This is a genomic window from Streptomyces sp. NPDC026092, from assembly GCF_040638605.1.
GTDB lineage: Bacteria > Actinomycetota > Actinomycetes > Streptomycetales > Streptomycetaceae > Streptomyces.
Map to the genome: position 1 here is coordinate 117643 of NZ_JBEZYN010000015.1, position 25713 is coordinate 143355.

Annotated in this window: 26 protein-coding genes and 1 tRNA gene; 15 read left to right on the forward strand and 12 right to left on the reverse strand. The window is 71.4% G+C overall.

The window, feature by feature from the left end; translation table 11 throughout:
* The first annotated feature begins 2 nt into the window (after positions 1-2).
* Entirely contained in the window at positions 3-221 is a 219-nt protein-coding gene (locus AB0F56_RS24040) for a hypothetical protein (RefSeq protein ID WP_362013130.1), read from the forward strand.
* Between the two features lie 19 nt (positions 222-240).
* Here AB0F56_RS24040 and mscL read toward each other — a convergent pair whose 3' ends face one another.
* From mscL to AB0F56_RS24070, 6 genes are all read right to left on the reverse strand, one after another.
* A complete protein-coding gene (gene mscL / locus AB0F56_RS24045; RefSeq protein ID WP_362013132.1) occupies positions 241-780 on the reverse strand; it encodes a large conductance mechanosensitive channel protein MscL in 540 nt (179 codons plus the stop codon).
* 123 nt (positions 781-903) lie between these two features.
* Positions 904-1449, reverse strand: coding sequence for a hypothetical protein (locus AB0F56_RS24050; RefSeq protein WP_362013134.1), 546 nt, complete (start codon positions 1447-1449; stop codon positions 904-906).
* A 197-nt stretch (positions 1450-1646) separates the two neighbouring features.
* Positions 1647-2516: an S-methyl-5'-thioadenosine phosphorylase gene (locus AB0F56_RS24055; protein WP_362013135.1), complete on the reverse strand. Its 870-nt coding sequence runs from the start codon at positions 2514-2516 to the stop codon at positions 1647-1649.
* 102 nt (positions 2517-2618) lie between these two features.
* Entirely contained in the window at positions 2619-2960 is a 342-nt protein-coding gene (locus AB0F56_RS24060; protein ID WP_362013137.1) for an FmdB family zinc ribbon protein, read from the reverse strand.
* A 68-nt stretch (positions 2961-3028) separates the two neighbouring features.
* Positions 3029-4318, reverse strand: a complete 1290-nt coding sequence (locus tag AB0F56_RS24065) for an MFS transporter (protein ID WP_362013139.1) — start codon at positions 4316-4318, stop codon at positions 3029-3031.
* A gap of 274 nt (positions 4319-4592) precedes the next feature.
* Entirely contained in the window at positions 4593-6113 is a 1521-nt protein-coding gene (locus tag AB0F56_RS24070; RefSeq protein ID WP_362013306.1) for a potassium/proton antiporter, read from the reverse strand.
* A gap of 269 nt (positions 6114-6382) precedes the next feature.
* Here AB0F56_RS24070 and AB0F56_RS24075 point away from each other — a divergent pair, with 269 nt between their 5' ends.
* Positions 6383-9112, forward strand: coding sequence for a penicillin acylase family protein (locus AB0F56_RS24075; RefSeq protein ID WP_362013141.1), 2730 nt, complete (start codon positions 6383-6385; stop codon positions 9110-9112).
* Positions 9113-9119: 7 nt separating this feature from the next.
* Here AB0F56_RS24075 and AB0F56_RS24080 read toward each other — a convergent pair whose 3' ends face one another.
* Positions 9120-9701 carry a 5-formyltetrahydrofolate cyclo-ligase gene (locus AB0F56_RS24080; RefSeq protein WP_362013143.1) on the reverse strand — a complete coding sequence of 194 codons (582 nt, stop codon included), beginning with the start codon at positions 9699-9701 and terminating at the stop codon, positions 9120-9122.
* A gap of 116 nt (positions 9702-9817) precedes the next feature.
* Between AB0F56_RS24080 and galU the strand changes: the two genes are divergently transcribed.
* From galU to AB0F56_RS24130, 10 genes are all read left to right on the forward strand, one after another.
* Positions 9818-10720, forward strand: coding sequence for a UTP--glucose-1-phosphate uridylyltransferase GalU (gene galU / locus AB0F56_RS24085; protein ID WP_362013145.1), 903 nt, complete (start codon positions 9818-9820; stop codon positions 10718-10720).
* A gap of 109 nt (positions 10721-10829) precedes the next feature.
* Complete coding sequence (gene glp, locus AB0F56_RS24090; RefSeq protein WP_362013307.1) at positions 10830-12110, forward strand: gephyrin-like molybdotransferase Glp; 1281 nt, start codon at positions 10830-10832, stop codon at positions 12108-12110.
* A 59-nt stretch (positions 12111-12169) separates the two neighbouring features.
* On the forward strand, positions 12170-12655 hold the full coding sequence (moaC, locus tag AB0F56_RS24095; protein ID WP_362013147.1) for a cyclic pyranopterin monophosphate synthase MoaC: 486 nt from the start codon (positions 12170-12172) through the stop codon (positions 12653-12655).
* Positions 12652-13311: a MogA/MoaB family molybdenum cofactor biosynthesis protein gene (locus tag AB0F56_RS24100; protein ID WP_362013149.1), complete on the forward strand. Its 660-nt coding sequence runs from the start codon at positions 12652-12654 to the stop codon at positions 13309-13311. Before moaC ends, AB0F56_RS24100 begins: the two co-directional genes overlap by 4 nt.
* A complete protein-coding gene (locus AB0F56_RS24105; protein WP_362013151.1) occupies positions 13308-13931 on the forward strand; it encodes a GNAT family protein in 624 nt (207 codons plus the stop codon). Before AB0F56_RS24100 ends, AB0F56_RS24105 begins: the two co-directional genes overlap by 4 nt.
* 142 nt (positions 13932-14073) lie before the next feature.
* Entirely contained in the window at positions 14074-15120 is a 1047-nt protein-coding gene (locus AB0F56_RS24110; RefSeq protein ID WP_362013153.1) for a hypothetical protein, read from the forward strand.
* Between the two features lie 96 nt (positions 15121-15216).
* Positions 15217-15290: transfer RNA gene (locus AB0F56_RS24115), tRNA-Ala, on the forward strand.
* Between the two features lie 209 nt (positions 15291-15499).
* Positions 15500-15700, forward strand: coding sequence for a hypothetical protein (locus tag AB0F56_RS24120; protein ID WP_362013155.1), 201 nt, complete (start codon positions 15500-15502; stop codon positions 15698-15700).
* Positions 15701-15704: 4 nt separating this feature from the next.
* Positions 15705-16100: a hypothetical protein gene (locus tag AB0F56_RS24125; RefSeq protein WP_362013157.1), complete on the forward strand. Its 396-nt coding sequence runs from the start codon at positions 15705-15707 to the stop codon at positions 16098-16100.
* A 638-nt stretch (positions 16101-16738) separates the two neighbouring features.
* A complete protein-coding gene (locus AB0F56_RS24130; RefSeq protein ID WP_362013159.1) occupies positions 16739-17782 on the forward strand; it encodes a hypothetical protein in 1044 nt (347 codons plus the stop codon).
* Here AB0F56_RS24130 and AB0F56_RS24135 read toward each other — a convergent pair.
* Positions 17779-18267: a GNAT family N-acetyltransferase gene (locus AB0F56_RS24135; protein ID WP_362013161.1), complete on the reverse strand. Its 489-nt coding sequence runs from the start codon at positions 18265-18267 to the stop codon at positions 17779-17781. The genes AB0F56_RS24130 and AB0F56_RS24135 overlap by 4 nt on opposite strands.
* A gap of 49 nt (positions 18268-18316) precedes the next feature.
* Here AB0F56_RS24135 and AB0F56_RS24140 point away from each other — a divergent pair, with 49 nt between their 5' ends.
* The 3 genes from AB0F56_RS24140 to AB0F56_RS24150 all read left to right on the forward strand — a co-directional run bounded on the left by AB0F56_RS24140 (position 18317) and on the right by AB0F56_RS24150 (position 21591).
* Positions 18317-19114: an exodeoxyribonuclease III gene (locus AB0F56_RS24140; protein ID WP_362013163.1), complete on the forward strand. Its 798-nt coding sequence runs from the start codon at positions 18317-18319 to the stop codon at positions 19112-19114.
* Positions 19115-19204: 90 nt separating this feature from the next.
* Positions 19205-19921 (forward strand): response regulator transcription factor, encoded by a 717-nt coding sequence (locus AB0F56_RS24145; protein WP_362013165.1) that lies wholly within the window; start codon positions 19205-19207, stop codon positions 19919-19921.
* Positions 19918-21591, forward strand: coding sequence for an ATP-binding protein (locus AB0F56_RS24150; protein ID WP_362013167.1), 1674 nt, complete (start codon positions 19918-19920; stop codon positions 21589-21591). Before AB0F56_RS24145 ends, AB0F56_RS24150 begins: the two co-directional genes overlap by 4 nt.
* A gap of 71 nt (positions 21592-21662) precedes the next feature.
* On the opposite strand, the gene AB0F56_RS24155 is transcribed toward AB0F56_RS24150, so the two are convergent.
* From AB0F56_RS24155 to AB0F56_RS24170, 4 genes are all read right to left on the reverse strand, one after another.
* Positions 21663-22025, reverse strand: coding sequence for an SH3 domain-containing protein (locus tag AB0F56_RS24155; protein ID WP_362013168.1), 363 nt, complete (start codon positions 22023-22025; stop codon positions 21663-21665).
* Positions 22026-22404: 379 nt separating this feature from the next.
* Complete coding sequence (locus AB0F56_RS24160) at positions 22405-23616, reverse strand: ABC transporter permease (RefSeq protein WP_362013170.1); 1212 nt, start codon at positions 23614-23616, stop codon at positions 22405-22407.
* On the reverse strand, positions 23613-24320 hold the full coding sequence (locus AB0F56_RS24165) for an ABC transporter ATP-binding protein (RefSeq protein ID WP_362013171.1): 708 nt from the start codon (positions 24318-24320) through the stop codon (positions 23613-23615). Before AB0F56_RS24165 ends, AB0F56_RS24160 begins: the two co-directional genes overlap by 4 nt.
* A complete protein-coding gene (locus AB0F56_RS24170; protein ID WP_362013173.1) occupies positions 24317-25711 on the reverse strand; it encodes a peptidoglycan-binding protein in 1395 nt (464 codons plus the stop codon). Before AB0F56_RS24170 ends, AB0F56_RS24165 begins: the two co-directional genes overlap by 4 nt.
* Positions 25712-25713: the final 2 nt, after the last annotated feature.

The window sequence follows — 25713 nt, forward strand, 5'->3', positions numbered from 1 at the left end:
GTATGAGCACCGCCCCCGCCCACGGTCCGCGAGACGCGAAGCAGCCCGGCAACCAGTCAATCCCCGAGAACACCACGAAGCCGAAGCTGATCTTCGACGATCCGCTGGACCAGCAGTCCGCGGACGACACGGACCGCGGGTGGGGCGAGCGGCCTCCCGGCGGCGACAGCTCCGCCGATCTCGCGCGGTTCCTCGAAGAGAAGCCGCCGCACCACCTCTGATGCCGGTGCGAGTCGCCGGCTAGGGGGTGGGGTGCGACCCCGTGCCACCCGTCCCCGTGCCGCCCGGACCCGTACCCGTACTCGTACCTCCCGTACCGGCGCCCGAGCTCGGGCCGCGCTGGCTGATGAGCGCGTCGCGGATCTCCTTGAGGACCTCCAGCTCGCTGATCTCCATCGTCTCCTGGACGCCTTCCTTCGCCTTGTCGTGCGCGGCCCGCTTGGCCAGGTACTTCGCCATGGGCAGCACCATCAGGAAGTAGACGACGGCGGCCGTGATCAGGAAGCTGAGGACGGCGCTGAGCACCAGACCCCACTGGAGCTCGATGCCCTGCACCTCCCCGTTCACCACCTGGCACGAGTCCTTGATGCAGCTCTTGTAGCTCTCCAGGTTCTTCGTGCCGAAGGCTCCGACCACCGGGTTGATGATGCCCTTCACCACCGAGTTCACGATGTTGGTGAACGCGGCGCCGATCACGACCGCCACAGCCAGGTCGATCACATTGCCGCGCATGAGGAAGGCCTTGAAGCCTGCCATCACGCTTTCCTTCTTCGGGCTCACCCGGATGCCTTTCGTCGCGCGTGCAGTTACGTGTGCGGTTAGCGGTGCCATTACGCCGCGAACAGCGCAGAGCCGTCCAATCCGTACACACGGGACGGTGACTTGACAGGCAGTCCGTGCGAATCAGCACAGTGTCACCGCCAGTTGGCCCGTGACACCCGCACCGGCCAGAAGCGTCGCCGTCGACCGTGGCACGGAGAGGACGATCAAGGCCCCACCGTCCGAACGAGTCTCACCCGAGCGCGGAACTTCGGCCACTCGGGCGCCCGTAGCGACCACGCGCGCCTCACCGGCCTCGCCCATCGGCGAGTTGGGCGCCGCGATCACGTCCACCCGGTCACCGGGCCGCAGCAGCCGCACGGTCTCCGCGTCGGCGATCCGCACCGGCGCCGACACCCACCGCACCACGGGCGCCCGGCGCTGCTCCGACGTCGCCGCCGCGGCCGCCGGCGGCGGGCCGTCGGAGACCTTGCCGCCGGCCGCCACCGCCAGGGCGGCCGCGCTCATCACGAGGATCGCCGCCGGCGCTCGCCCCCTGCGCCGCAGCGCCCGTCGCCACCGCTGCCGCCCGCTCCGTACCCGCAGCGGCTCGAACGGCGGGACACCGAGCGGTGCGGGAACGGGGGAGTGGTCGTGGGAGGAAGGAGAGAGAGCGTGAGAGGTCGTCATCGTGGACACCACCTGTCGGGAGTCGAGTCGGAGAGCTGGAGAGTCGGAGCGTCGGCGAACCGAACTGCTCCCACCACCCACCATCCAGGCCCCGCGAAAATCCCGCTCCCGCCTGTGGATCAACCGCCGCCTGTGGACAACTCCCTCACTCCCCAGGGGGATTCACAGCGGATTCGCAAGGGGATCCACCCGCGCACTCACGGCAGCTCGATCCCCAGATCCCAGCCGTCGTGCGCATGAGTGCACAGGCAGTCCCGGTCCGCCGTGTCCGGCAGGGCGCCCACCGCGTCGAAGAGCACCTCCCGCAGCCGCCCGAGGTTCGCGCGGAAGACCCGCATGACCTCGGTGTGCGAGACGCCCTCACCCGTCTCCGTGCCCGCGTCCAGGTCCGTGACGAGGGCGAGCGAGGTGTAGCAGAGCCCCAGTTCGCGGGCGAGGATCGCCTCGGGGTGCCCGGTCATGCCGACCACCGACCAGCCGGCCGCCGCGTGCCGGCGCGACTCCGCGCGCGTGGAGAAGCGCGGCCCCTCGACGACGACCATGGTGCCGCCGTCCACCGCGTCCCAGCCCTTCCCCCGGGCCGCCTTCAGCGCCACCCGCCGCCCGTCGAGGCAGTACGGGTCGGCGAAGGTGGTGTGCACGACGTTCGGCACGGCCCCGCCCCAGGCCTCCGGCAGCGGCTCCCCGTCGAAGTACGTCTGCACGCGCGTCTTCGTACGGTCGACCAGCTGGTCCGGTACGACGAGGGTCCCGGGCCCGTACTCCTCGCGCAGCCCGCCCACGGCGCACGGACCGAGGACCTGCCGTACGCCCACCGAGCGCAGCGCCCACAGGTTGGCGCGGTAGTTGATCCGGTGCGGCGGCACGGTGTGGCCCCGGCCGTGCCGGGGCAGGAAGGCGACCCTCCGCCCCGCGACCTCGCCCAGGAGGAGCACGTCGCTGGGGCTGCCGTACGGGGTGTCCACGGACACCTCCGTCACGTCCTCCAGGAAGGAGTAGAACCCCGATCCGCCGATGACACCGATCTCCGCGTACGCGTGCGTCGTCCTGGTCTCTCTGGTCGTCATGGCGGTCAGATTAACGGCCCGGGAATGGCCGAAAGCCTCACCGCGCACAGCGGTGAGGCTTCCGTAAGAACATGATCGAGCGCCCGGATCAGGCGCCTTCGATCAGGCGGCCGAGCTGGAGCTCGAAGAGCTCGACGTGCTCGAAGAGCCGGACGTCGAGGACGAGCTCGACGACGCGGCCGGCTTCGCGTCCGAGGAGGACGACGAAGAAGACGACGTGGAAGAAGCCGTGGAGGACTTCGACGCGGGGGCGCTGGAACTCGACGAGCCGCGGCTGTCGTTCCGGTAGAAGCCGGAACCCTTGAAGACGATGCCGACCGCCGAGAACACCTTCTTCAGGCGTCCCTTGCAGCTCGGGCACTCCGTCAGCGCGTCATCGGTGAACTTCTGCACCGCCTCGAGGCCCTCGCCGCACTCGGTGCACTGGTACTGGTAGGTCGGCACTTGTCTTCCTCCTGGCACTCACACTCATCGAGTGCTAACGACGATCCATAGTGACGTATTCCGCCGGATCAGTCCACCGTCACCGGCACTCGGTGACCGATACCACGCGCCGCCACGCGCCCCGGAGCCCGGGGGCTCAGGTGCGAGCGCAGCGCGAGGAGCGTGGCGAGGGCGAGCGCCGTGCCCACCAGCGGCACCAGGAATCCGGTGCTCGCGCCGTGCTCGTCGGCGAGCCGTCCCGCGACCGTCACGGCGCCCGCCTGGCCAAGGGCCACGGCGCCGGTCAGCCAGGTGAAGGCCTCGGTCCGGGAGGAGGCCGGGACCAGGGTTTCGACGATCGTGTACCCGGTGATCAGGGCGGGGGCGATGCACAGACCCACGACCAGGCCGAGGGCGCCGAGCAGCAGCACGGAGTGGGCGGACCAGAGCAGCGAGGCGGCCACGGTCAGTCCGGCGTAACCCAGGATCAGGCGCTTGCGCGGGCCGATCTTCCAGGCGATGGCGCCGCACGCGATGCCCGCGAGCATGTTGCCCGCGGCGAACGTGCCGTACAGCAGACCGTTGACCCCGGGGTTGCCGATCTCCTCGCTGAACGCGGTCAGCGAGACCTGCATGCCGCCGAAGACCGAGCCGATGCCCAGGAAGGCGATGGCCAGGACGCGGACGCCGGGGATGGAGAGCGCGGAGGCGTGCGGCTGGGCAGAGGCCGCCGCGACCAGGCCGTGGACCGGCTGGGTGCGCCGCTGGGCGGCGAAGAACAGGCCGCCGAAGAGGGTCAGGGCCGCCTCGGCGATCAGACCGGCCGCGGGGTGCACGCCGGTGCAGAGCGCGGTGGCGAGGACCGGGCCGACGACGAAGGTGAACTCGTCCGTGACGGACTCGAAGGCCGCGGCCGTCGGCATCAGCGGGGAGTTCTCCAGCTTCGCCGCCCAGCGGGCGCGGACCATCGGCCCGATCTGCGGGACGGAGGCGCCGGCCGGTACGGCCGCGAGGAACAGGGCCCACATCGGGGCGCCCGTGAGCGCGAGGACGACGAGCAGGGAGACGGCGGCGGAGTGGATGAGGACGCCGGGGACCAGGACGGCGCGCTGGCCGAAGCGGTCGGCGAGCTTGCCGCTCTGCGGGGCGAAGAGCGCCATCGAGACGCCGGTGACGGCGGCGACGGCACCGGCGCTGCCGTACGAGCCGGTGGTGTGCTGGACGAGCAGGACGATGCCGATCGTCAGCATCGCGAACGGCTGCCGGGCGGCGAACCCGGGGATCAGGAACGACAGCGCGCCGGGCGTACGCAGCAGCTGTCCGTATCCGGCACGCTTGCGGGCCTTGGCAGGCTTCCCGCCCTTGCCCGTCGTGTTCACAGGCGTGTCAGAAGTGACCGTGGACACCACGGTCCTTGCCTTTCTGCCGCCTGGTAGCGCGCCCCTGCACGGTGGTGCGGGCGTAGCCGAGAGCTGTCCTCTTGCGCGGAACTGCGGTAGATACCAAGCCCCTGCGGAGGGCGTCTCGGCCGCCATACGGTCGCGCCAGCTCTGCGTCAGGCAGAGTTGGTTCGATCTAGTGTGCCTTCATGCTACAGGGAAGGCCGTCTCCCCGCCTGGGAAAACGCCCTTCTCGATGAATCCATGCCTGTGATTAACCGGACGTTCGCTTGGTGAAGGGCAGATTCGGCCAGTGCGAGTGCGGTCCCTTGGGCTGGGTGACCGCCGTCGAGCCGCCCGTCCCCAGCCAGCCGGCCAGCTTTCCGCCCTGTCCGACGGCCCGCAGCCGCCGCTCGGTGGCGTCCCGTACGGGATCGGTCGCGACGACCAGGAGCTCGTCCCCGCGCCGCAGCACGGTCGCGGGACCCGGTACGAAGCTCTTCTCCTCCCGTACGACGAGGGTGACCGCCGCTCCGGGCGGCAGCCGCAGCTCCGCGACCTCCACGCCGTGCATCTTCGAGCCCTCCGGGATGGCGACGGACAGCAGGTGCCCGCGCAGCCGCTCCAGCGGGGCCGACTCGACCCCGAGGTCGGCCGCGCCGGAGGAGTCGCCGAGCCGGAGCGCCTTCGCCAGCCAGGGCAGGGTCGGGCCCTGGACCAGGGTGTAGACGACGACGAGCACGAAGACGATGTTGAAGACGCGTTCGCTGCCCTCGATCCCGGAGACCATCGGGATCGTGGCCAGAATGATGGGGACGGCTCCGCGCAGGCCGGCCCAGGACATCAGGGCCTGTTCCTGCCAGGGGATACGGAACGGCAGCAGGCTGACGAAGACCTCCAGGGGCCGCGCGACCATCGTCAGGACCAGGCCGATGATCACCGCCGGCCAGAAGTCGTCGCCCAGCTTGGACGGGGTCACCAGCAGGCCGAGCAGGACGAACATGCCGATCTGGGCGATCCAGCCGAGCCCCTCGGCGAAGCCGCGGTTGGCCGGGGCGTGCGGCAGCTTGGCGTTGCCGAGGACCATCGCGGCCAGGTAGACGGCGAGGAAGCCGGAGCCGTGGGCCAGGGCGCCCGCCGCGTACGCGGTGACGGCGATGGCCATGACGGCGATCGGGTAGAGGCCGGAGGCGGGCAGGGCGATGTGCCGGAGCCCGAAGGAGCCGAGGAAGCCGACCCCGAGGCCGACGGCGGCGCCGATGGCCAGCTCCATCGCGATGGTGCCGACGAGGACGTACCAGCTCTCGATCGGGCCGACGGTGGAGAAGGCCACGACGAGGATGACGACCGGGGCGTCGTTGAAGCCGGACTCGGCCTCCAGGACACCGGTCACCCGGGAGGGCAGCGGGACCTTGCGCAGGACGGAGAAGACGGCGGCGGCATCCGTCGAGGAGACGACCGCGCCGATGATCAGCGCCTGCTGCCACTCCAGGCCGACCAGGTAGTGGGCGGCGGACGCCGTGATGCCCACGCTCACCGCGACGCCGACGGTCGACAGCACGACCGCCGCGGGCAACGCGGGTTTGATCTCCTTCCACTTGGTGCCCAGGCCACCCTCGGCCAGGATCACCACCAGTGCGGCATAGCCGATCACCTGCGTCAGCTCGGCGTTGTCGAACTCGACGTTGCCGATGCCGTCCTGCCCTATGGCGATCCCGATCCCCAGGTACAGGAGCAGGCTGGGGAGCCCGCTCCGGGACGAGATCCGCACCGCCGCGACGGCGATGAGCAGCACGAGTGAGCAGATGAGCAGGAGTTCATTGAGCTCGTGGACAGACAGTGACCCGTTCCTTCCCCTCACGTGCGGCCGGATCGTTCCGCCGGCAGCCGGTACTTCGTTACCTTACCTAATCTTTAACGTTTTCTTGACGGGCTCCTTGCTTCACCTCGATCGCCAGTGCGATCTTGGGCGGCCTCCTTGGGACACCGCGTCCGGGCCGTCCGGACGCTGCGCCTAAGGTTGCTCCCGTACTCCAGGACCACCCTGCCCCTCGAAGGACAGCGATGCCCTCCAACACGACCGCGCCCCCCGCCAAGAAGAAGGGGCGGCGTGCCCGCCTGATCGTCCTCGTCCTGGCCCTCGCACTGGTCGCGGGCGTCGGCTTCGGCGGGTACTGGGGCGTCAGCACCGTCCGCGCCTCGTTCCCGCAGACGACGGGCGAGCTCCGGCTCGACAGTCTGTCCGGCGAGGTCGAGGTGAAGCGCGACGCCTACGGGGTGCCGCAGATCTACGCCGACACCGAGGCCGACCTCTTCCGCGCCCAGGGCTACGTCCAGGCGCAGGACCGCTTCTACGAGATGGACGTGCGCCGTCACATGACGGCGGGGCGTCTCTCGGAGATGTTCGGCAAGAGCCAGGTCGACACCGACGCCTTCCTGCGGACGCTGGGCTGGCGCCAGGTCGCGCAGCAGGAGTACGACAAGGTCCTGTCGGCGGAGACGAAGAAGAACCTCCAGGCGTATGCCGAGGGTGTCAACGCCTATCTCAAGGGCCGGGACACGTCCGACATCTCCGTCGAGTACGCGGCGCTCGCCCTCACCGGCGACTACACGATCGAGCCCTGGACGCCGGTCGACTCGGTGGCCTGGCTCAAGGCGATGGCCTGGGACCTGCGCGGCAACATGCAGGACGAGATCGACCGCTCCCTGATGACGAGCCGGCTGAGCGCGGCACAGATCAAGCAGCTCTACCCGGCGTACCCGACCGACCTGCACCAGCCGATCGTCCAGTCCGGCGCGGTCGACAAGGAGTCGGGGAAGTTCGACCCGAAGGCCTCGGCGTCGAAGAACGGCGACGGCACCGGCTCCGATTCCGGTTCCGGCAGCGCACTGCAGGGCATGCAGAGCCAGCTCGGCGCGCTCTCCGACTCCCTCGACGAGATCCCGGCCCTGCTCGGCCCGAACGGCAACGGCATCGGCTCGAACTCCTGGGTCGTCTCCGGGCAGTACACGACCTCCGGCAAGCCGCTGCTCGCCAACGACCCGCACCTCGCCCCGATGCTGCCGTCCCTCTGGTACCAGATGGGCCTGCACTGCCGCTCCGTCTCGGCCACCTGCCGCTACGACGTCTCCGGGTACACCTTCTCCGGCACCCCCGGCGTGATCATCGGCCACAACGACACCGTCGCCTGGGGCCTCACCAACCTCGGCGCCGACGTCACCGACCTCTACCTGGAGAAGGTCTCGGACAAGGGCTACGTGGTGGACGGCAAGGTCAAGCCGTTCACGGTCCGCGACGAGATCATCAAGGTCGCCGGCGGCGGCGACCGGAAGATCACGATCCGCTCGACCGGGCACGGCCCCCTGGTCTCCGACCGCTCCTCCGAACTGGAGAAGGTCGGCCAGAAGGCCCCCGTCGGCAACGCGGCCCCGGACCGGGGCAACGGCTACGCCGTCTCCCTCCAGTGGACCGCCCTGCAGCCCGGCAGGTCCATGGACGCGATCTTCCAGCTCAACCGCGCCAAGAACTTCAAGGAGTTCCGCGCCGCGGCCGAGAACTTCGAGGTCCCCTCCCAGAACCTGATCTACGCCGACGCCGAGAACATCGGCTACCAGGCGCCCGGCAGGATCCCGGTGCGCGCCAAGGGCGACGGCACCGTACCGGCGCCCGGCTGGGACTCCCGGTACAAGTGGAAGGGCTACATCCCGTACGACGAGCTGCCGTACGAGCTGAACCCCGACCGCGGCTACATCGTCACCGCCAACCAGGCCGTCGTCGACAAGAAGAAGTACCCCTACCTCCTTACGGAGGACTGGGGCTACGGCTCGCGCAGCCAGCGGATCAACGACCTCGTCGAGTCGAAGATCAAGGACGGCGGGAAGATCTCGCCCGACGACATGCGGACCATGCAGATGGACAACCGCAGCGAGATCGCCACCCTGCTCAACCCGCTCCTGCTGAAGATCGACATCTCGGACCCGTACGTCCGCGAGGCGCAGAAGCTGCTCGAAGGCTGGGACTACACCCAGGAGCCCGACTCGGCCGCCGCCGCGTACTTCAACGCGGTCTGGCGCAACGTCCTCAAGCTCGCCTTCGGCGACAAGCTGCCCAAGGAGCTGCGGGCCGAGGACGACTGCATCAGCGTCCGCCCGGCGGACCTGACGGGCCTCCCGGTCGACGAGCAGAACAAGCGCGTACGGGAGTGCGGCGAGCGCGACGCGGACACGGCGCAGCCGGACGGCGGCGACCGCTGGTACGAGGTGGTCCGCCCGCTGCTCAAGCAGGAGAACAGCGAGTGGTGGAAGACCGAGGCCAACCGCACCGACCAGGCCACCGAGACCCGTGACCAGCTGCTCGCCCGCGCCATGGAGGACGCGCGCTGGGAGCTGACCGCCAAGCTCGGCAAGGACGTCTCCACCTGGAGCTGGGGCCGGCTGCACCAGCTGACCCTGCAGAACCAGACCCTCGGCACCGCGGGTCCCGGCTTCGTCCAGTCCCTGCTGAACCGCGGCCCGTGGAACCTGGGCGGCGGCGAGGCGGCCGTCAACGCGACCGGCTGGAACGCGGCCGGCGGCTACGGGGTCGTCTGGGTCCCGTCGATGCGCATGGTCGTGAACGTCGGCGACTGGGACCGGTCCCGCTGGATCAACCTGTCGGGCGCCTCGGGCCACGCGTACCACGACAACTACACCGACCAGACCGACAAGTGGGTCAAGGGCGAGCTGCTCGACTGGCCCTTCGGCAAGGCGGCGGTCGACGCCTCGACGAAGGACACGCTGCTCCTGAAGCCGTAACCCCCGGCTAGGGGGTGAAGCGGACGACCCCCTCCGGGGTCACCACCGCGTGCACGGGGTGGTCGTGCGGTTCCTCCGGGACCCGCGCGACCACCTCGTTCGCGTACAGGAGGACGACGAGCGCCGGGTCCGCGCCCGCCCGGGCGAGCCGGGCGAGGACCCGGTCGTACGAGCCGCCGCCCCGCCCGAGCCGCATCCCGCGCGCGTCGACCGCGAGGCCGGGCAGCAGGACCACGTCCGCCGCGCACACGGCCTCGGGCCCGAGCCGTGGCCCGGTCGGCTCCAGGAGCCCACGGCCGGCCTTCGCCAGGCCCTCGGCGCCCTCGTACGCGGCCCAGTCGAGGTCGTTGTCGGGCAGCAGGACCGGCAGCAGGACGCGGACGCCCCGGGCGCGCAGGACGTCCAGCAACGCGCGCGTGCCCGGTTCGCGGCCCACCGACACGTACGCGGCCACGGTCGAGGCCTCGGCCAGCTCGGCGAGCTCCCGCGCACCCCGCGCGAGCAGCTCGGCGGCCGATTCGACATCATGGCCGGTCAGCTGGGCGCGGGCGGAGAGCAGTTGGCGCCGCAGGGCGGCCTTTTCGGTCATGTCGGCCGTCACCGGGACATCACGTGGCTTCACTAACCTCTCGTAACTGTCTTTATGCACAGGAAGTTAATCGGAGCCCCATCTTCCTCTCATACCGAACGGCTATGGTGCTCCGCATGACTCAGTCGCCTCCCAGGATCAGCAAGGCTGTCATCCCGGCCGCCGGTCTCGGCACGCGGTTCCTCCCGGCCACCAAGGCCACCCCCAAGGAAATGCTGCCGGTCGTCGACAAGCCCGCGATCCAGTACGTCGTCGAGGAGGCCGTCGCGGCCGGACTCTCCGACGTCCTCATGATCACCGGCCGGAACAAGCGGCCTCTCGAGGACCACTTCGACCGGAACTACGAGCTGGAGGAGGCGCTGGCCCGCAAGGGTGACGAGGAGCGCCTCTCCAAGGTGCAGGAGTCCAGCGACCTCGCCACCATGCACTACGTGCGTCAGGGCGCCCCGCGCGGCCTCGGCCACGCCGTGCTCTGCGCGGCCCCGCACGTCGGCGACCAGCCCTTCGCCGTCCTGCTCGGCGACGACCTGATCGACCCGCGCGACCCGCTGCTCTCGCGGATGGTGGACATCCAGGAGCGCGAGGGCGGCAGCGTGATCGCCCTCATGGAGGTCGAGCCCTCGCAGATCCACCTCTACGGCTGCGCGGCGGTCGAGGCGACGATCGACTCCGACGTCGTGAAGGTGACGGACCTGGTCGAGAAGCCGGACGTGGACGAGGCGCCGAGCAACTACGCGATCATCGGCCGGTATGTACTGGATCCGGCCATCTTCGGGATACTGCGGGAGACCGAGCCGGGCCGCGGCAACGAGATCCAGCTGACCGACGCCCTGCAGAAACTCGCCAAGGACGAGAAGATCGGCGGCCCGGTCCATGGTGTGGTCTTCAAGGGCCGGCGCTATGACACCGGTGACCGCGGGGACTATCTGCGTGCCATTGTCAGACTGGCGTGCGAACGTGAAGACCTGGGACCGGACTTCCGGGCCTGGCTCCGCAAGTACGTCAGCGAGGAGATGTAGCACCTTGAGCAGCAGCACGGCACCGGTGCCAGGCGACCCGGCGGAGGACAAGGCAGAGGCGTCCTCTCAGCAGGAGTCCGGCGACCCCTGCGCGGGGCCGTCCCGTGGCCTGTGGTCGGTGGACGAGCACCTGGCGGACGTCCTCGGGGCGATCACCCCGCTCGAACCCATCGAGCTGCAACTGCCCGACGCCCAGGGCTGCGTCCTCGTCGAGGACGTCACCGTGCCGGTCGCGCTGCCCCCGTTCGACAACAGCTCCATGGACGGTTACGCGGTCCGGGTCGCCGATGTCGCCGGTGCGACCGAGGAGTTCCCCGCGGTCCTCACCGTCATCGGCGACGTGGCGGCCGGCGCGGGCGGCCTCCCGGTCGTCGGCCCCGGCGAGGCCGCCCGCATCATGACCGGCGCCCCGCTGCCGCCCGGCGCCGAGGCCGTGGTGCCGGTCGAGTGGACCGACGGCGGTACGGGCGGGGGAGCCGCCAGCGGGATGCGCGCCGCGAGCGCCGCGCCCGAGGGCGCGGGCGGCGAGGTCCGCGTCCACCGGGCCGCCGAGGCCCGCGCGCACGTCCGCGCGCGCGGCAGCGACGTCCAGGCCGGCGACCTCGCTCTGGAGGCGGGCACCGTCCTCGGCCCGCCGCAGATCGGGCTGCTCGCGGCGATCGGCCGCGCCACCGTGCGCGTACGCCCCCGCCCGAGGGTGGTCGTGATCTCCACCGGCAGCGAACTGGCACAGCCCGGCGAGGAGTTGGCCGAGGGCCAGATCTACGACTCGAACAGCTTCGCGCTCGCCGCCGCCGCCCGCGACGCCGGAGCGATCGCGTACCGGGTCGGCGCCGTCACCGACGAGGCCGACACGCTGCGCGCCACGATCGAGGACCAGCTGATCCGGGCCGACCTCCTCGTCACCACCGGAGGGGTGAGCGTCGGCGCGTACGACGTGGTCAAGGAGGCGCTGACCGCGGCCGGCCAGTTCGAGGGCCAGGTCGACTTCCGCAAGCTCGCCATGCAGCCGGGCAAGCCGCAGGGGTTCGGCACGATCGGCCCCGAGCACACGCCGCTGCTCGCCCTGCCGGGCAACCCGGTCTCCTCGTACGTCTCCTTCGAGCTGTTCGTCCGCCCCGCGATCCGCGCGCTCATGGGCCTGGAGGAACTCCACCGGCCGACGGTCAGGGCCGTGCTCGCCGCCGACAAGGCGCTGTCGTCCCCGGCCGGGCGTCGCCAGTTCCTCCGCGGGACGTACGACGCGGACACCGGCACCGTCACTCCGGTGGGCGGAGCGGGCTCGCATCTGATCGCCGCGCTCGCGCACGCGAACGCGCTGCTCGTCGTACCGGAGGACAATACGGAGGTGGCGCCGGGCGCCGACCTGGACGTGGTCCTCCTCGGCTGAGGAGGCCCTGGTGGCGGTACCGTGTGGCGTCCCACACAGCGACCGGGAGTGTCACGGCCATGAGCACGCAGCAAGGACTCACCCATATCGACGAGGCGGGGGCGGCCCGCATGGTCGACGTCTCGGGGAAGGACGTCACGGCGCGGACCGCACGCGCCAGCGGCCGTGTCCTCGTCTCGCCGCGCGTGATCGAGCTGCTGCGGGGCGAGGGCGTCCCGAAGGGCGACGCGCTCGCCACCGCCCGGATCGCCGGGATCATGGGCGCCAAGAAGACCCCGGACCTGATCCCCCTCTGCCACCCGCTGGCGGTCTCGGGCGTGACCCTCGACCTCACGGTCGCGGACGACGCCGTGGAGATCCTGGCGACGGTCAAGACGACGGACCGCACGGGCGTCGAGATGGAGGCCCTGACAGCGGTCTCGGTCGCGGCGCTGACGGTGGTCGACATGGTCAAGGCGGTCGACAAGGGCGCGGTCATCTCCGACGTACGGGTGGAGGAGAAGACGGGCGGCAAGTCGGGCACGTGGACGAGGACCGAGTCATGACGAGGACGGACGCGGCCGACGCTTCTGCGGCGGCCGGGCTGCACGCGCAGGCGCGCGCGGGGCGCGTGGGCGAGACGCACGGCCACGAGGGCCATGCGGCGCACACGGCCGGAGCGGCCGACGCCGGGACGGCCCCCGAGTCCCGGACCCCTTCGGGCGCCGCCCTCGCCTCCCCCTACTCGGCGCTCGTCGTCACCGCCTCCAACCGGGCCGCGGCCGGGGTGTACGAGGACAAGGGCGGCCCGCTGATCGCGGAGGGCCTGACGCGGCTCGGCTTCGCGGTGGACGGCCCGCAGGTCGTGCCGGACGGCGCGCCCGTCGAGGCGGCGCTGCGGGCCGGGATCGAGGCCGGCTACGACGTCATCCTCACCACGGGCGGCACGGGCATCTCGCCGACCGACGCCACGCCCGAGGTCACCCGACGGGTCCTCGACCGGGAGATCCCCGGGATCCCCGAGGCGATCCGCGCGTACGGCCGGGACAAGGTGCCGACGGCCGCGCTGTCGCGGGGCCTCGCGGGGGTCGCGCGCGGGACGCTGATCGTGAACCTGCCGGGTTCGGCGGGCGGGGTCCGCGACGGCCTCGCCGTCCTGGAGCACCTGCTCGTCCACGCCGTCGACCAGATCCGCGGCGGCGACCACCCGAGACCGTCATGATCCCGTCCTGGCCCGTGATCCTCGCCGACGGCGACGTCGTGCTGCGGCCGATAAAGCTGCGCGACCAGCGGGCCTGGCGCGAGGTGAACCGGCGCAACCGGGACTGGCTGCGCCCCTGGGAGGCGACCATCCCGCCGGCGGCGCCGGGCGCCCCGGTCGCGCAGCGGCCGACGTACCGGCAGATGGTCCGCCATCTGCGGGGCGAGGCGAACGCGGGCCGGATGCTGCCGTTCGTGATCGAGTTCCGGGGGCAGCTGGTCGGTCAGCTGACGGTCGCGGGGATCACGTGGGGCTCGATGTGCTCGGGCCATGTGGGGTACTGGGTGGACAGCGCGGTGGCGGGCCGGGGCGTCATGCCGACGGCGGTCGCGCTCGTGGTCGACCACTGCTTCCGCAACGTCGGGCTGCACCGGATCGAGGTCTGCATTCGCCCGGAGAACCTTCCCTCGCGGCGGGTCGTGGAGAAATTGGGATTCCGGGAGGAGGGGCTGCGCCCCCGCTACCTCCACATCGACGGGGCGTGGCGGGACCATCTGGTCTTCGCGCTCACGGCGGAGGAAGTCCCCGAGGGGCTGGTGCGGCGCTGGCACCAGGCGCGACCCTCGCACCCCGCACAATGAAATAAACGTTCGAATTCAATCAGCAGTTGATCGCCAATCGATCTGAACAATCACAAAAAAGTTCAGTGATATCAGCCAGATCGTGCGACACACCGGGCCAATTGGCCGATGCCCTCCCGCGAACCCCTCTACGGTGTGAGGCGTGAGCAGCAGCGGCCTCATCTACGCAGTCATTGTCGGGGCCTGGGCCGCCTACTTGGTGCCGATGTGGCTCCGCAGGCAGGACGAGCTCAATGAGGCCCGTCCGACGGAACGCTTCAGCACCGCCATCCGGCTGTTGTCCGGACGGGCGGGTATGGAGCGTCGGTACGCCAAGGAGCTGAAGGACCGGGAGCCCGGCGTCGACCCGGACGTGGAGACCGAGCATTTGAGCTCGGTCGACGTCCGGGCCTTTTCCGCGCCCGCGGCCAGGACGGAAGCCCGGCTGGAGGTCCCGGAACCGGCTCCCGCGCCGGCGCCTGTGCGGCGGCCCTCGAAGGCGTCCGTCGAACGGGCCCGGCGCAGCAAGGTCCTCGCCCGGCGCCGCCGGACCACGGTCGTCCTCTTCCTCGCCTTCACCCTCGGCGCGGTCGTCGCGGCGGTCGGCGGGCTGGCGTTCCTGTGGGCGCCGGCGGTCCCGGCGGTGCTGCTGAGCGCGTACATCGTGCATCTGCGGACGACGGAGCGCCGTCGGTTCGTGTACGTGATGGACCGTCGGCGCGCGGAGGCGGCGGCGGCCCGGCTGCGGGAGAACCGCCCGCGCCGCCCGGCCGCGCCCGCCGAACCGGAGGACGAGCCGGCGCGACCTGAACCGGAGTCGGCCCCCGAGGTCTCCCCGCAGGAGGCCGGCCGCCGCGCGCTCGTCGAGCAGACGGACCACGCGGAGTGGGTGGACCAGCAGCGCGAACGCGGCCCGGCCCGGGGTGACAGCTGGGACCCGGTCCCGGTCCCGCTCCCCACGTACGTCACCGCTCCGGTCGCCCCGCGCGCCACGAGCGGCATCGACATCACGGACCCGGAGACCTGGAGCTCGGCCCGCTCCTCCACGGCGGGCGGCGAAGCACCCCCGGCGACCCCCACCTCCGCCCCCACCCCGAACCCGGCCCCGCGCCAGCGCACGACCCAACCCCGCCCCCGCCGCGACCACGGCCGCACGCCCCTCTTCGACCAGTACGCGGACGACGACCGCCCCCGCGCGGCCAACGAATGACCCCCGGCCGAGGGCTCCCCAGAGCCCTCGGCTGACCTGCGGGGGAACGGATTTCCATGCACCCCGATCGGGATGCTAATGTTTCACACGTCGCAAGGGCCTGTGGCGCAGTCTGGTAGCGCACCTCGTTCGCATCGAGGGGGTCTGGGGTTCAAATCCCCACAGGTCCACAAACGACAGTTCTTGAGTAGCTCTCAGGGACGTTGACGAGATCCCGTCCGATCGCAAGATCGGGCGGGATCTCGTCGTTTCGGGGAAGGTGTCCAGCGGGGCGGTGTGAGCGAGCTGTACGGCGCCGAGAATTCACCGGGGCGGCTCACGACGTGCCACCGGCCGAGGATCTCGACGACCAGTCGCTGGAGCCCCAACTCGGACAGTGATGTCGTGTGAGACCGGGCAGGGCGACGAGCCGTTCGCACAGGAACTCGCCGACAACCTGGGGGTTCCGGTGACCGCCCCGACGGAGTTGGCGTGGTCCGACTCCCAGGGCAACTCCTGGGTGGCGTCCGGAGTTTTCGACGAGTACGGCGCCATGCAGTCGACCTGGCCGCCAACCAAACGACAAGAGCTGAGGGAGTGACTTGGTGGAGTTCAAGCGTGCGCGGTTGTTCGACGGTGTCGACCCGAAGTCCGGGCCGTACTTCGACGAGTCCAGGCCACGCATCGCCGACCAGGCCGAGCGCGAGCGCCTGCTTGAATTCCTGTCACACGGTGGCGTCACGATCGAACGGACGGCGGGACTGGCCCCGGACCAGATCGATGCGTCGAAGGGCAAGGTCGTTCCGGTCGCGACGGTGACCGATGGTGCCTGGATCTGGACGCGAGCGCATGCGTACTACCTGGAGCACTACGGCTTCGGTCCGGATGCGGAGTTCTACGAGTACATCAAGTCCCGCGGGTACCGAACGGAGAAGCCCGAACAGGCGGTCCAGGATGCCGCTCTGGAGTTCCTGCGCCGCAGCCGGAACGCGCGCTCCTGAGTTTGCGGGGGACCAGGAGGGCGGTGCAGTGCTGCCCGTCGAGCCCGGACATCATCCGCCCGCCGAGGGCTCGGGCCGCCGCAGGGTGAGTGGCGGCCCGAGCCCTTCGAGGTCACTTCTTCGTGCCACCATCGGAGACGCGCGTCTTGCGGTCCTCCGGCACCGTTGCCTCGTGGAAGGCCACGATCTTCTCCTTCCCGTCCTGCAGCTCGAACATCAAGCCACCATCCCCGGGGTAAGGACGGCGATGGTCGAACCCGCCGGGAAAGACGTCACGCGGAATGCTTTCCGGAAAGGCGGCGCAGTACATGATGTGTCGGTCAGCCGTGGTCCGTGACTCGGGATTCCGGCGGCGCTGTAGGTGCTTGCAGGCGTCACACAGCACGGGCGATCGGCGCACGTGACTCACTCCTTCTCGTCCTTGAGGTACTTGCCAGGGCAGCGGTGGTGTCGACGACGAGGGGCGTGGCCGACCGGCCTCGCCCCGTTCGACCGAGTGCCGGCCGCGACCAACGTCGGTCTCCGTGAGTTAGCCGTGCATGTATTCCGACTCCTCGTCCGCCCTGTGGACATTTCAGGCAGGACCCGATCTCACTCTGCGCCCGCGTCACACGATGCAGACCCCGCATGGATGGGTGGTGGACGTCCCGGCCGCGGAGCTCGCGGATCTGGCTGGTTCGCCCGATTCCGTGCGTCGGCTCAGGGCGCGGCGCGGCTACCTCGGTGCCACGCCGGCCAACAGTGCACTCGCGGAGATCCTTCGGACCGCCCCGGAGGAGTTCGGGCGGGTGGGGTGCGTGGTTCTCGGGGCGGACGCCGTCCAGCTCTCCGCCGACGGTGCGGACCTGCGGGGGTTCGGCGGAACGCTCCGTGTGTACGGGGCGGAGTGCATCGACGGCTTCCAGCGGCTGAAGATCGTCGCCGATGCGGTCGCCGCGCGGGACAAGGAGTGCGTGGAACCCTCCACCCTGCGCCTGGAGATCCATTGTGGTCCGAGCCGGGACGTCGTGCGTCGCCTGCACCACACGGGCAACGACCCCGTCAACGCGTCGACAGCCCAGGACGCCCTGATCCGGTGCCCGAACATTCTGCGGCTGATGAATGCCGATTGGGAGGGCACCGGCTCCTTCCACCCGTGGCGGGGCGCTGTGGCGGGCCCCCACGGGCGGTTGTTCACCATGCCCGTTGTCACCCGCGCGCTCGCCTGTCTGGCGCCCGGTCCGCCGGTCGAGGCGGCGTACCTCGCCTCGACCGGCGAAGGACTCCAGAAGCTCTGGAGCGCCATCGGGTCGCCGCTCTACCTGAGCCTCTTCCACGATTCGTTGAGCCCGCTGGGCGTGCTGCGCGCGGTCGAGGCCTGGAGCGGGGCCCGGGAGGTCCTGGACGCCATGCCCGGCCGACGCAAGGAAGGACGCGGGCACCTCATCCCGTACGCGCCGGACCTCATCTGCTGGGCCGCCTGCCAGGAGATCTTTCCGCCGGCCGAGCTGCACGACGAGAAGTCGGCGTTCGAGTGGAACGCCACCATCCGAGACCTTCTGCCCGCAGTGACCGAGCGCAAGGCCGACGACTTCGTCCGGCGGTACGGCGCTCTCCGGAAGGCCCGGGGGAGCCGGGGGAACTACGCGGGTGAGGCGGACCGGTTCGACGTGTGGGTGGATGTGCTCTCGCTGCAGGGCTAGAGGCCGTCGCGCAGTGGTTTGGCGAAGCAGCGGCTGTTGTCGTAGTCGCGGTAGTGGCCGAACTTCGGGCACGGTTCGTAGCCGCTGGAGGTGTACAGGGCGATCGCTTCCGGTTGGGCCGTGCCCGTTTCCAGGACCATGCGGGTACGGCCCGCCGCGCGGGCGTCGTTCTCCAGGGCCGCCAGGATGCGGCGGGCCAGGCCCAGGCCGCGGGCCTCGGGGATCACGTACATGCGCTTGAGCTCGGCGTCGCCGTCGGCGTAGCCCTGGTCGTTCGCGTCCTGGGTGCGCCAGGCGCCGGACGCGAGCGGGCGGCCCTCGTCGTCGTACGCGAGGAGGTAGAGGCCGTGCGGCGGGAGGAACATCCCCGGGTCGAGCGGTGTGGCGTCGCCCTCACCGCCGTAGCGGATGACGTACTCCTGCATCACCTCGTCCTGGAGCTTCACCGCGTCGGGGTGGTCGTAGGTGGTGGAGCGTATGTTCATGGTCGGGAGTGTATGGGTATGCGGTCGATTGGGTCGGTACTCTCCTTGGATGTTCATTGTCACCTCCGTCAATGTCAACGGTCTCCGTGCCGCCGCCAAGAAGGGCTTCGTGGAGTGGCTCGCCGGGACCTCCGCCGACGCCGTCTGCCTGCAGGAAGTCCGTGCCGAGGAGTCCCAGCTGCCCGCCGACGTGCGCGCGCCCGAGGGCTGGTTCACCGCGCACGCGCCCGCCGCCGCCAAGGGGCGTGCCGGGGTCTCCCTCTACACCCGGCGTGAGCCCGACGCCGTGCGCGTGGGCTTCGGGTCCAGTGAGTTCGACTCCAGCGGGCGGTACATCGAGGCCGATCTGCCCGGCGTCACCGTCGCCAGTCTCTATCTGCCCAGCGGTGAGGTCGGGACCGAGCGGCAGGACGAGAAGGTGCGGTTCATGGACGAGTTCCTGCCGTATCTGAAGGAGCTCAAGGAGCGCGCCGCCGCCGACGGGCGTGAGGTCGTCGTCTGCGGCGACTGGAACATCGCCCACCGCGAGGCCGACCTCAAGAACTGGAAGGCCAACCAGAAGAACGCCGGCTTCCTTCCCGAGGAGCGGGCCTGGCTCGGGCGGGTCTTCGAGGAGGGCGAGTACGTCGATGTCGTGCGCGCGCTCCACCCCGATCAGGACGGGCCCTACTCCTGGTGGTCCTACCGCGGTCGCGCCTTCGACAACGACAGCGGCTGGCGGATTGACCTGATCGTCAGTTCGTCTCGACTGGCTGAGCGCTGCGTGAAGGCGTATGTGGAGCGGGCGGCGAGCCACGCGGAGCGGTGGAGCGACCACGCGCCCGTCACGGCTGTCTACGAGATGTAGTCAGGCGTCGGGGCGTTTCGGACTTCTGGGCTTTGGGATTGCTTCTGTGCGTTAGTTTGCTGGGGAATTCCGTCGCGCCTGGGGGGCACGTTGAGCGCTCGCATTCTCGTCGCCGAAGACGACTCCAAGCAGTCGCGGCTCATTCGCGTGTATTTGGAGCGTGAAGGGCATGCCGTTCACGCTGTGGGTGATGGGCGGGCCGCGCTTGAAAAGGCGCGTTCCACCCGGCCCGATCTGATCGTGCTCGACGTGATGCTTCCGTACGTCGACGGCCTCGACGTCTGCCGCATTCTGCGCGCCGAGGCCTCCGACGTGCCGATCCTGCTGCTCACCGCCCGCTCCACCGAGGAGGACATGCTCCTCGGTCTCGACCTCGGCGCCGACGACTACCTCACCAAGCCCTACAGCCCCCGTGAGCTCACCGCCCGCGTCCGGGCCCTGCTCCGCCGGTCCGGGCGGGGGGCGGCCGCCGCCGGGGACGCTCTGCTGCGGGTCGGCGAGGTCGAACTCGACACCGCGCGGTTCGAGGTGCGCGTCGCCGGGCGGCCCGTGGCGCTGACCTCGAAGGAGTTCTCCATCCTGGAGACCCTGGCCCGCGAACCGGGCCGGGTCTTCACCCGCGCCCAGATCATCGAGCGCGTCTTCGGCTTCGACCGGGACGTCCTGGAGCGGACCGTCGACGTACACATGCGCAACCTGCGCCTCAAGGTGGAGGCCGAACCGACCCGGCCGAAGTATCTGGAGACCGTGTACGGGCGCGGGTATCGGTTCTCCGATGCCGACGGCGCCGCGGGGAGCGCGTCGTGAGTTTTCGGGTGCGGGTGCTCGGGCTCGTGCTGCTCGTCGCCGTCGCCGCCACCGCCGCGACCGCCTGGCTGACCCTGCGGCAGGCCACCAGCCAGCTCCGCGAGTCGGCCGCCGCCGACCGCCAGGTCGCCGCCCGGATCACCGACGAACTGCTCCGGTACGGGCAGACCCACGGCACCTGGGACGGCGTCGCCGAGGTCGTCCGTACCCTCGCCGTCGACACCGGTCAGCGCATCCGGATCAGTACGGCCAACCAGGGCCAGATCGCCGACTCCGACACCGTCCTCGGCCGCGCGCCTCGCCCCGGCGGCACCGCGCCGCCCCTCCTCGTCGACCCGCGGCCCACGCTGCGGCTGCCCGGCTGGGAGTACTTCCCCTCCGTCGCCAAGGTGGCCGCAGGGGCCATCGACTCGTACGCGAACGGCGTGACCTACGCCGCCTGCCTGACCCGCGCCGGGCACACCGTCACCACCCGCACCGGCGACGCCGGCGTCCCCGTCTTCACCGACGCCGGGGCGGCCGGAGCCGAGACGGGCCGGGGCGCCTCCTGCGTCAAGCAGGAGCGGGTACGGGCCGGCGGCACCGACCTCGACGCCGTCCTCACCTGCGAGGTCGTCCCAGGCGGCGCGCGCACCGCGTGCCTGCAGCGGGTGTTCCACGAGCGGACCGCGAGCGTCGCGCCCCAGCCCCTCAGCGTCCACCTCGGCGCCCTGGACGACACCGGGGGCGGCGGCACGCTCGCCGTGGGGCCCACCGTGGCCGTCGCCGCGGGCGTCGCCGGCGCGGCCGTCGTCTGCGCGCTGCTCCTGAGCCGGGCGGTCCTGCGGCCGGTACGGGCGCTCACCGCCGCCTCCCGCGGCCTCGGCGAGGGCGACCTGGCGCGGCGCGTCCCCGGCGCGGGCCGGGACGAGATCGCCGAACTCGGCCGGTCCTTCAACCGCATGGCCGGCTCGCTCCAGGAGAGCGAGGAGCGCCAGCGGCGGCTCGTCGGGGACATCGCCCACGAGCTGCGCACCCCGCTGGCCAACCTCCGGGGCTATCTGGAGGCGCTGCGCGACGGGGTCCTGGAGCCCGACGCCGAGCTGCTCGACTCGCTCCACGAGGAGGTCCTGCTCCAGCAGCGGATCGTCGACGACCTCCAGGACCTCGCGCTCGCGGAGGCGGGAGCCCTCACGTACCACCGGGTAGACCTGGACGCCCGCGAGCTCGTCGAGACCTGTCGTACCGCGCACAGCGCTTTGGCCTCCGCGGCCGGGGTGCGGATCGCGACGGAGACGGCCGGTACGAGCGGTCCCGTGCCGCTGTACGGCGATCCCGGGCGGCTGCGCCAGGCGCTGAGCAACCTGGTCGGCAACGCGGTGCGGCATACGGCTCCCGGGGGCGGTGTCCGGCTGGAACTGGCCGAACGGGACGAGATGGTCCGGATCGCGGTCCGGGACACGGGCAGTGGGATTCCGGCGGACCAACTGCCCCGCCTCTTCGACCGCTTCTGGCGGGCGGACGCGGCGCGCGGGCGGGCCACCGGGGGCAGCGGGCTCGGTCTGCCGATCGCCCGGCAGATCGTGACCGACCACCACGGGGCCATCGAGGTGAGCAGCGAGGTGGGGGTCGGCACGGTGTTCACGATCGTGTTGCCGGCGTCGCCGAAGCGGGCGCCGGACCTCGGCTGACCGTCCCGGCGGGACGCGGGGTGGCCCCCTCCCCGCCGGTCGGGGCGCGGGGAGGGGGCCGTCCTAGCGGGTCAGCACCTGTTGGCGGCGCCGTTGTTGTTGAGCAGGCTGTCCTTGATCCAGCCCGAGACGCCCGTGCTGTTGTCCCGCACGTGGGACCACGTGCCGCTCTGGCCGCTCACCCAACAGTGCAGGGTGAGGCTGTGGCTCATCTGCGCCTGACCGTGCGACACGCACTCGGTCGTGGGGCCGGAGCGGATGTTCACGGCGTTGGAGTTGGTGCTGCCCCCCGCGTTGTCCTTGTTCGACCAGCCGGGCTGGGTGCACGCGGCGGCGCCGGTGGGCGCCGCGACGGCGGTGGTGGGCAGGACAAGTCCACCGGTGGCCACGACGGCACCTGCGGCCACCGCGGCGAGCTTCGTCCGAAGACGCATCAATCTCTCCTGAACTCTGGGAAATTCCCGCTCGGTCCGAGCGGGACCTGTGTGTTCGTTCGAGTGCGGAGAAAGAATTGCGCCGCCGGGTACGGCAGTTCAATGGCCTCCGGCGTCCTCGGCCGCTTTTGTGCGGTGGGGTGTACGGGGATTCCGGTGGAGCTCGTGAGTAATTCGCGACTGTTACGTGATCTTCCGCCGAGGGGTGGCCGAATTCCGGTCGGTGGTATTCCGCGTTTCCTGTCTGCGGGGGCTTTCGGTGGTCCGTCCGTCCGGTCCCACCGGAGGCTTCCGTACCGGTCGGTGGAAAGCCGCCAAGCCGTACGAGGTGTTCCGGATAGCCAGGTTGGCCACTTTCTGCCGGTCCGTCAGGGCGTGCTCACGTGCCCGCCAGGGCCTCCGTCGGGGACAGCCGGCTCGCGCGGACCGCCGGGTAGAGGCCGGCGATCACCCCGATCAGGAGCGTGGACCCCACCCCCGCGGCGCTCGCCCAGACCGGGACGACCGTGGGCCAGCCCCGGGACGTCGCGTACACGGCGGTGATCAGCGTGCCGAGCACGGTGCCGCCCAGGCCCCCGATCACGGAGAGGAGCAGGGACTCCGTGACGAACTGGGTGCGGATCTGGCCCCGGGTGGCGCCCAGGGCGCGGCGCAGGCCGATCTCCGGGCGGCGCTCCAGGACCGAGATGACCATCGTGTTGCCGACGCCGACCCCGCCGACGAGCAGGGCGACGCCGCCGAGGCCGAGGAGGAGCCCGGTGAGGGCCGACTCGGTGGCCTCGCGGGCCGCGAGGGCGTCGGAGGGGCGGGAGATCTGGACCTCGCCGGGCTTCTCGGGGAAGGCGGTGGCGGCCAGGACGGACCGTACGGCGGAGACCTGGCTGTCCTCGGTCCGTACGTAGACGGTCGACGGATGGCCGCCGAAGCGGAGGTACGTACGGGCCGCCGGCCAGCCGACGAGCGCGGCGTTGTCCAGCTCCGGGGCGAGGGGGACCGGATCCAGGACGCCGACCAGGGAGAACCAGCGGCCGCCGAGCCAGACCCGGGTGCCGGGCGTGTACACGTCCAGGCGCTGGGCGGCGGCGGAGCCGAGTACGACGGCCGGGTACGTCTCGGTCGCCGCATCCAGCCAGCGGCCCCGGTGAAGCCGGCCGCCGACGGCGGGCAGCAGCTCGCGGCCCGCCGCGAGGACGTCGAGGGAGCCGGTACGGCCGACGGCGATGCGCTCGTTGCGGTAGACGTGGGCGGTGGTCGCGCCGGTGGCGGCGACCTGCCGCACGGGCGGGATGCGGTCGATCATGGTCACGGACTCGGCGGGCAGTTCGGCCTTGCCGCCCTCGAGGGTGTTGCCCGGGGCGACCCGGAGCAGGTTGGTCCCGAGGGCGTCGAGCCTGCGGTCCACCTCCGCCCGGCCCGAGCCGGAGATCCCGACGACCGCGATCATGGCGGCGACGCCGATCGCGATCCCGAGCGCGGAGAGGAAGACGCGCAGGGGGCGGGTACGCAGGCCGGTGCCGCCGAGCCGCACGATGTCGGCGGGTCGGAGGCGGGCGGCGCGGAGGGGCGCTCGCCCGGCACGTCTTCCGGTCATCGGACGGCCTCCGTCGCCGTGTCCGCGACCACGTGGCCGTCGCGCATCTCGATGCGGCGGGGGAGCGCGGCGGCGATGTCGCGGTCGTGGGTGATGATCACGACCGTCGTGCCCGACGCGTGGAGTTCACGGAGCAGGCCCAGGACCGCCGCGCCCGACGCGGAGTCCAGGTTCCCGGTCGGCTCGTCGGCCAGCAGGACCGCGGGTTCGCCGACGACCGCGCGGGCCACCGCCACCCGCTGGCGTTCGCCGCCGGAGAGCTGGTGGGGCAGGTGGTGGACGCGGTGGCTGAGGCCGACCCGGGCCAGGGCGGCCGCCGCGCGGGCCCGCCGGCGGCGCAGCGGCGCCCCGGCGTAGAGCAGGCCGTCGGCGACCGAGTCCAGGACCGGTACGCCGACCGCCAGGTGGAACTGCTGGAAGACGAAGCCGATCCGGGTGGCCCGGAGCGCCGAGACCTCGCGGTCGGTCAGCGCCGCCACGTCGTGGCCGTCGACCAGGACCCGGCCCGCGGAGGGCCGGTCCAGGCTGCCCATCAGGTTGAGCATGCTCGACTTGCCCGAGCCCGACGGGCCCACGATCGCGACGAGTTCGCCGCGTCCCACGCGCAGGCTGACGTCCCGTACCGCCGCGACGCCTCCCGGGTACGTCTTCGAGACCGCCTCGAACTCCACGACCGCCTCTGGGGAAACCGGCGAGCTCGTCACTGCGGAACCCTCACCTTCAGGCCCTCGCGGACCGCGGTACCGCTCACCTCGACCCGGCCGTCCGCGAAGAGCCCGGTCTTCACGGCCACGAACGTGCCCTCCGAGGTCTCCAGACCGTGCCCGCCCTCCGCGAGGGCCACGAGCGCGGCGACCGGGACGGTCAGGACGTCCTTGCGCTCCCGCCCCACGTATTCGACCGTGACGGGACCGCTCTCCAGGCGCCCGATCGCCCGCTGGTCCGCGATGGTGATCGTCACCGGAACGGTCGCGGCCGCCCCGTCGGCGCCGTTGCCGCCGCCGTCCCCGTTGCCCTCGGGGGCGGTCGCACGGTTCCCCACGGACGTCACCTTCCCCTCGACCGGGCGCCCGTCGGGCAGGTGCACGGTGACCTTGGTGTCCCGTACGGCCCAGGTCGCCTCCAGGGCCGAGGCGTCGACGACGACCTTCCGGGACGTGCCCGTGTACGTCAGGGCGTTCTCGGAGACCGCCGCGCCGAGGCGGACGCCCGCGTGGCCGATCCGTACCGTCCCGGAGGCGTAGATGACGTCACCGACACCGATCCGGCCGGTCTGGGGCAGCCCGAGCGACTTCTGCCAGCGCTTGACCGCGTCGACCGTGCCGGAGGTGTACTTCTCGTCCACCGTGAAGCCCTTGAAGCCGAGCGCGGCGAGGTTCGACTCGAACTGCAGGACGTCCATGCCGCGCAGGGCGACGGGGGCCGTGGTCGGGGTTCCCGAAGGGGGCGCCGACCGGTTCGGTGCCGGCGTCCCCTTCCCGGGCGTCCCGGACTTCCCCGGCGTCCCGGAGTTCCCGGCTGTCCCCGAGTCCGGCCCGTCCGAGGCACCGGCGCCCCCCGGCGTCGGTGCCCCGGAGGGCCGGACGTTCTTGTTCTCCCCGCGCCCCGGCTCCGCCTCCGGCGCCGGTCCCAGCCCCAGTTCGCGGTACATCGGCAGGGTTCCGTACAGCAGCACCACGGGCCGGTCGTCGACCCGCAGCAGCTCGTCGCCGCGCTCGACGCGCGCGCCCGGCTCGGGGAGCCAGGTGACGGTGCCGGTCGCCTTGACCGGCAGCGGTATCTCCGCTCCGTACCCCAACTGTCCGTCCACCTTGGTCCGTTCGACGAGGGTGGCGCGGGTGACCGCGACCGTGGAGTCCGTCCGCGGGGGCGCGGCCGGGTTCTCCGCACCGCCGCCGCCGAGGCCGAGCGCGCCCCCTATGGCGACCGCCGTCACCACGACGAACCCCGAGGCCACGAGCAGCGTCCGCGCACGGCGCCGCCGCGTCGGCGCGGGGACCTCGGTGACCGGTGCGGTCTCCTCCATGCCGTACGTCTCCGTGCCACGCGTCTCCACGCCGGACGTCTCCTTGCCGGACGTCTCCGTGCCCGTCATGT

Bases quoted from the DNA above. Each gene is read 5' to 3' on its own strand.
- AB0F56_RS24040 (WP_362013130.1), top strand. From the start codon at position 3: ATGAGCACCGCCCCCGCCCACGGTCCGCGAGACGCGAAGCAGCCCGGC.
- AB0F56_RS24050 (WP_362013134.1), bottom strand. From the start codon at position 1,449: ATGACGACCTCTCACGCTCTCTCTCCTTCCTCCCACGACCACTCCCCC.
- AB0F56_RS24055 (WP_362013135.1), bottom strand. From the start codon at position 2,516: ATGACGACCAGAGAGACCAGGACGACGCACGCGTACGCGGAGATCGGT.
- AB0F56_RS24075 (WP_362013141.1), top strand. From the start codon at position 6,383: ATGCCCTCCAACACGACCGCGCCCCCCGCCAAGAAGAAGGGGCGGCGT.
- AB0F56_RS24080 (WP_362013143.1), bottom strand. From the start codon at position 9,701: ATGACCGAAAAGGCCGCCCTGCGGCGCCAACTGCTCTCCGCCCGCGCC.
- galU (WP_362013145.1), top strand. From the start codon at position 9,818: ATGACTCAGTCGCCTCCCAGGATCAGCAAGGCTGTCATCCCGGCCGCC.
- moaC (WP_362013147.1), top strand. From the start codon at position 12,170: ATGAGCACGCAGCAAGGACTCACCCATATCGACGAGGCGGGGGCGGCC.
- AB0F56_RS24100 (WP_362013149.1), top strand. From the start codon at position 12,652: ATGACGAGGACGGACGCGGCCGACGCTTCTGCGGCGGCCGGGCTGCAC.
- AB0F56_RS24105 (WP_362013151.1), top strand. From the start codon at position 13,308: ATGATCCCGTCCTGGCCCGTGATCCTCGCCGACGGCGACGTCGTGCTG.
- AB0F56_RS24120 (WP_362013155.1), top strand. From the start codon at position 15,500: ATGTCGTGTGAGACCGGGCAGGGCGACGAGCCGTTCGCACAGGAACTC.
- AB0F56_RS24135 (WP_362013161.1), bottom strand. From the start codon at position 18,267: ATGAACATACGCTCCACCACCTACGACCACCCCGACGCGGTGAAGCTC.
- AB0F56_RS24140 (WP_362013163.1), top strand. From the start codon at position 18,317: ATGTTCATTGTCACCTCCGTCAATGTCAACGGTCTCCGTGCCGCCGCC.
- AB0F56_RS24155 (WP_362013168.1), bottom strand. From the start codon at position 22,025: ATGCGTCTTCGGACGAAGCTCGCCGCGGTGGCCGCAGGTGCCGTCGTG.
- AB0F56_RS24160 (WP_362013170.1), bottom strand. From the start codon at position 23,616: ATGACCGGAAGACGTGCCGGGCGAGCGCCCCTCCGCGCCGCCCGCCTC.
- AB0F56_RS24170 (WP_362013173.1), bottom strand. From the start codon at position 25,711: ATGACGGGCACGGAGACGTCCGGCAAGGAGACGTCCGGCGTGGAGACG.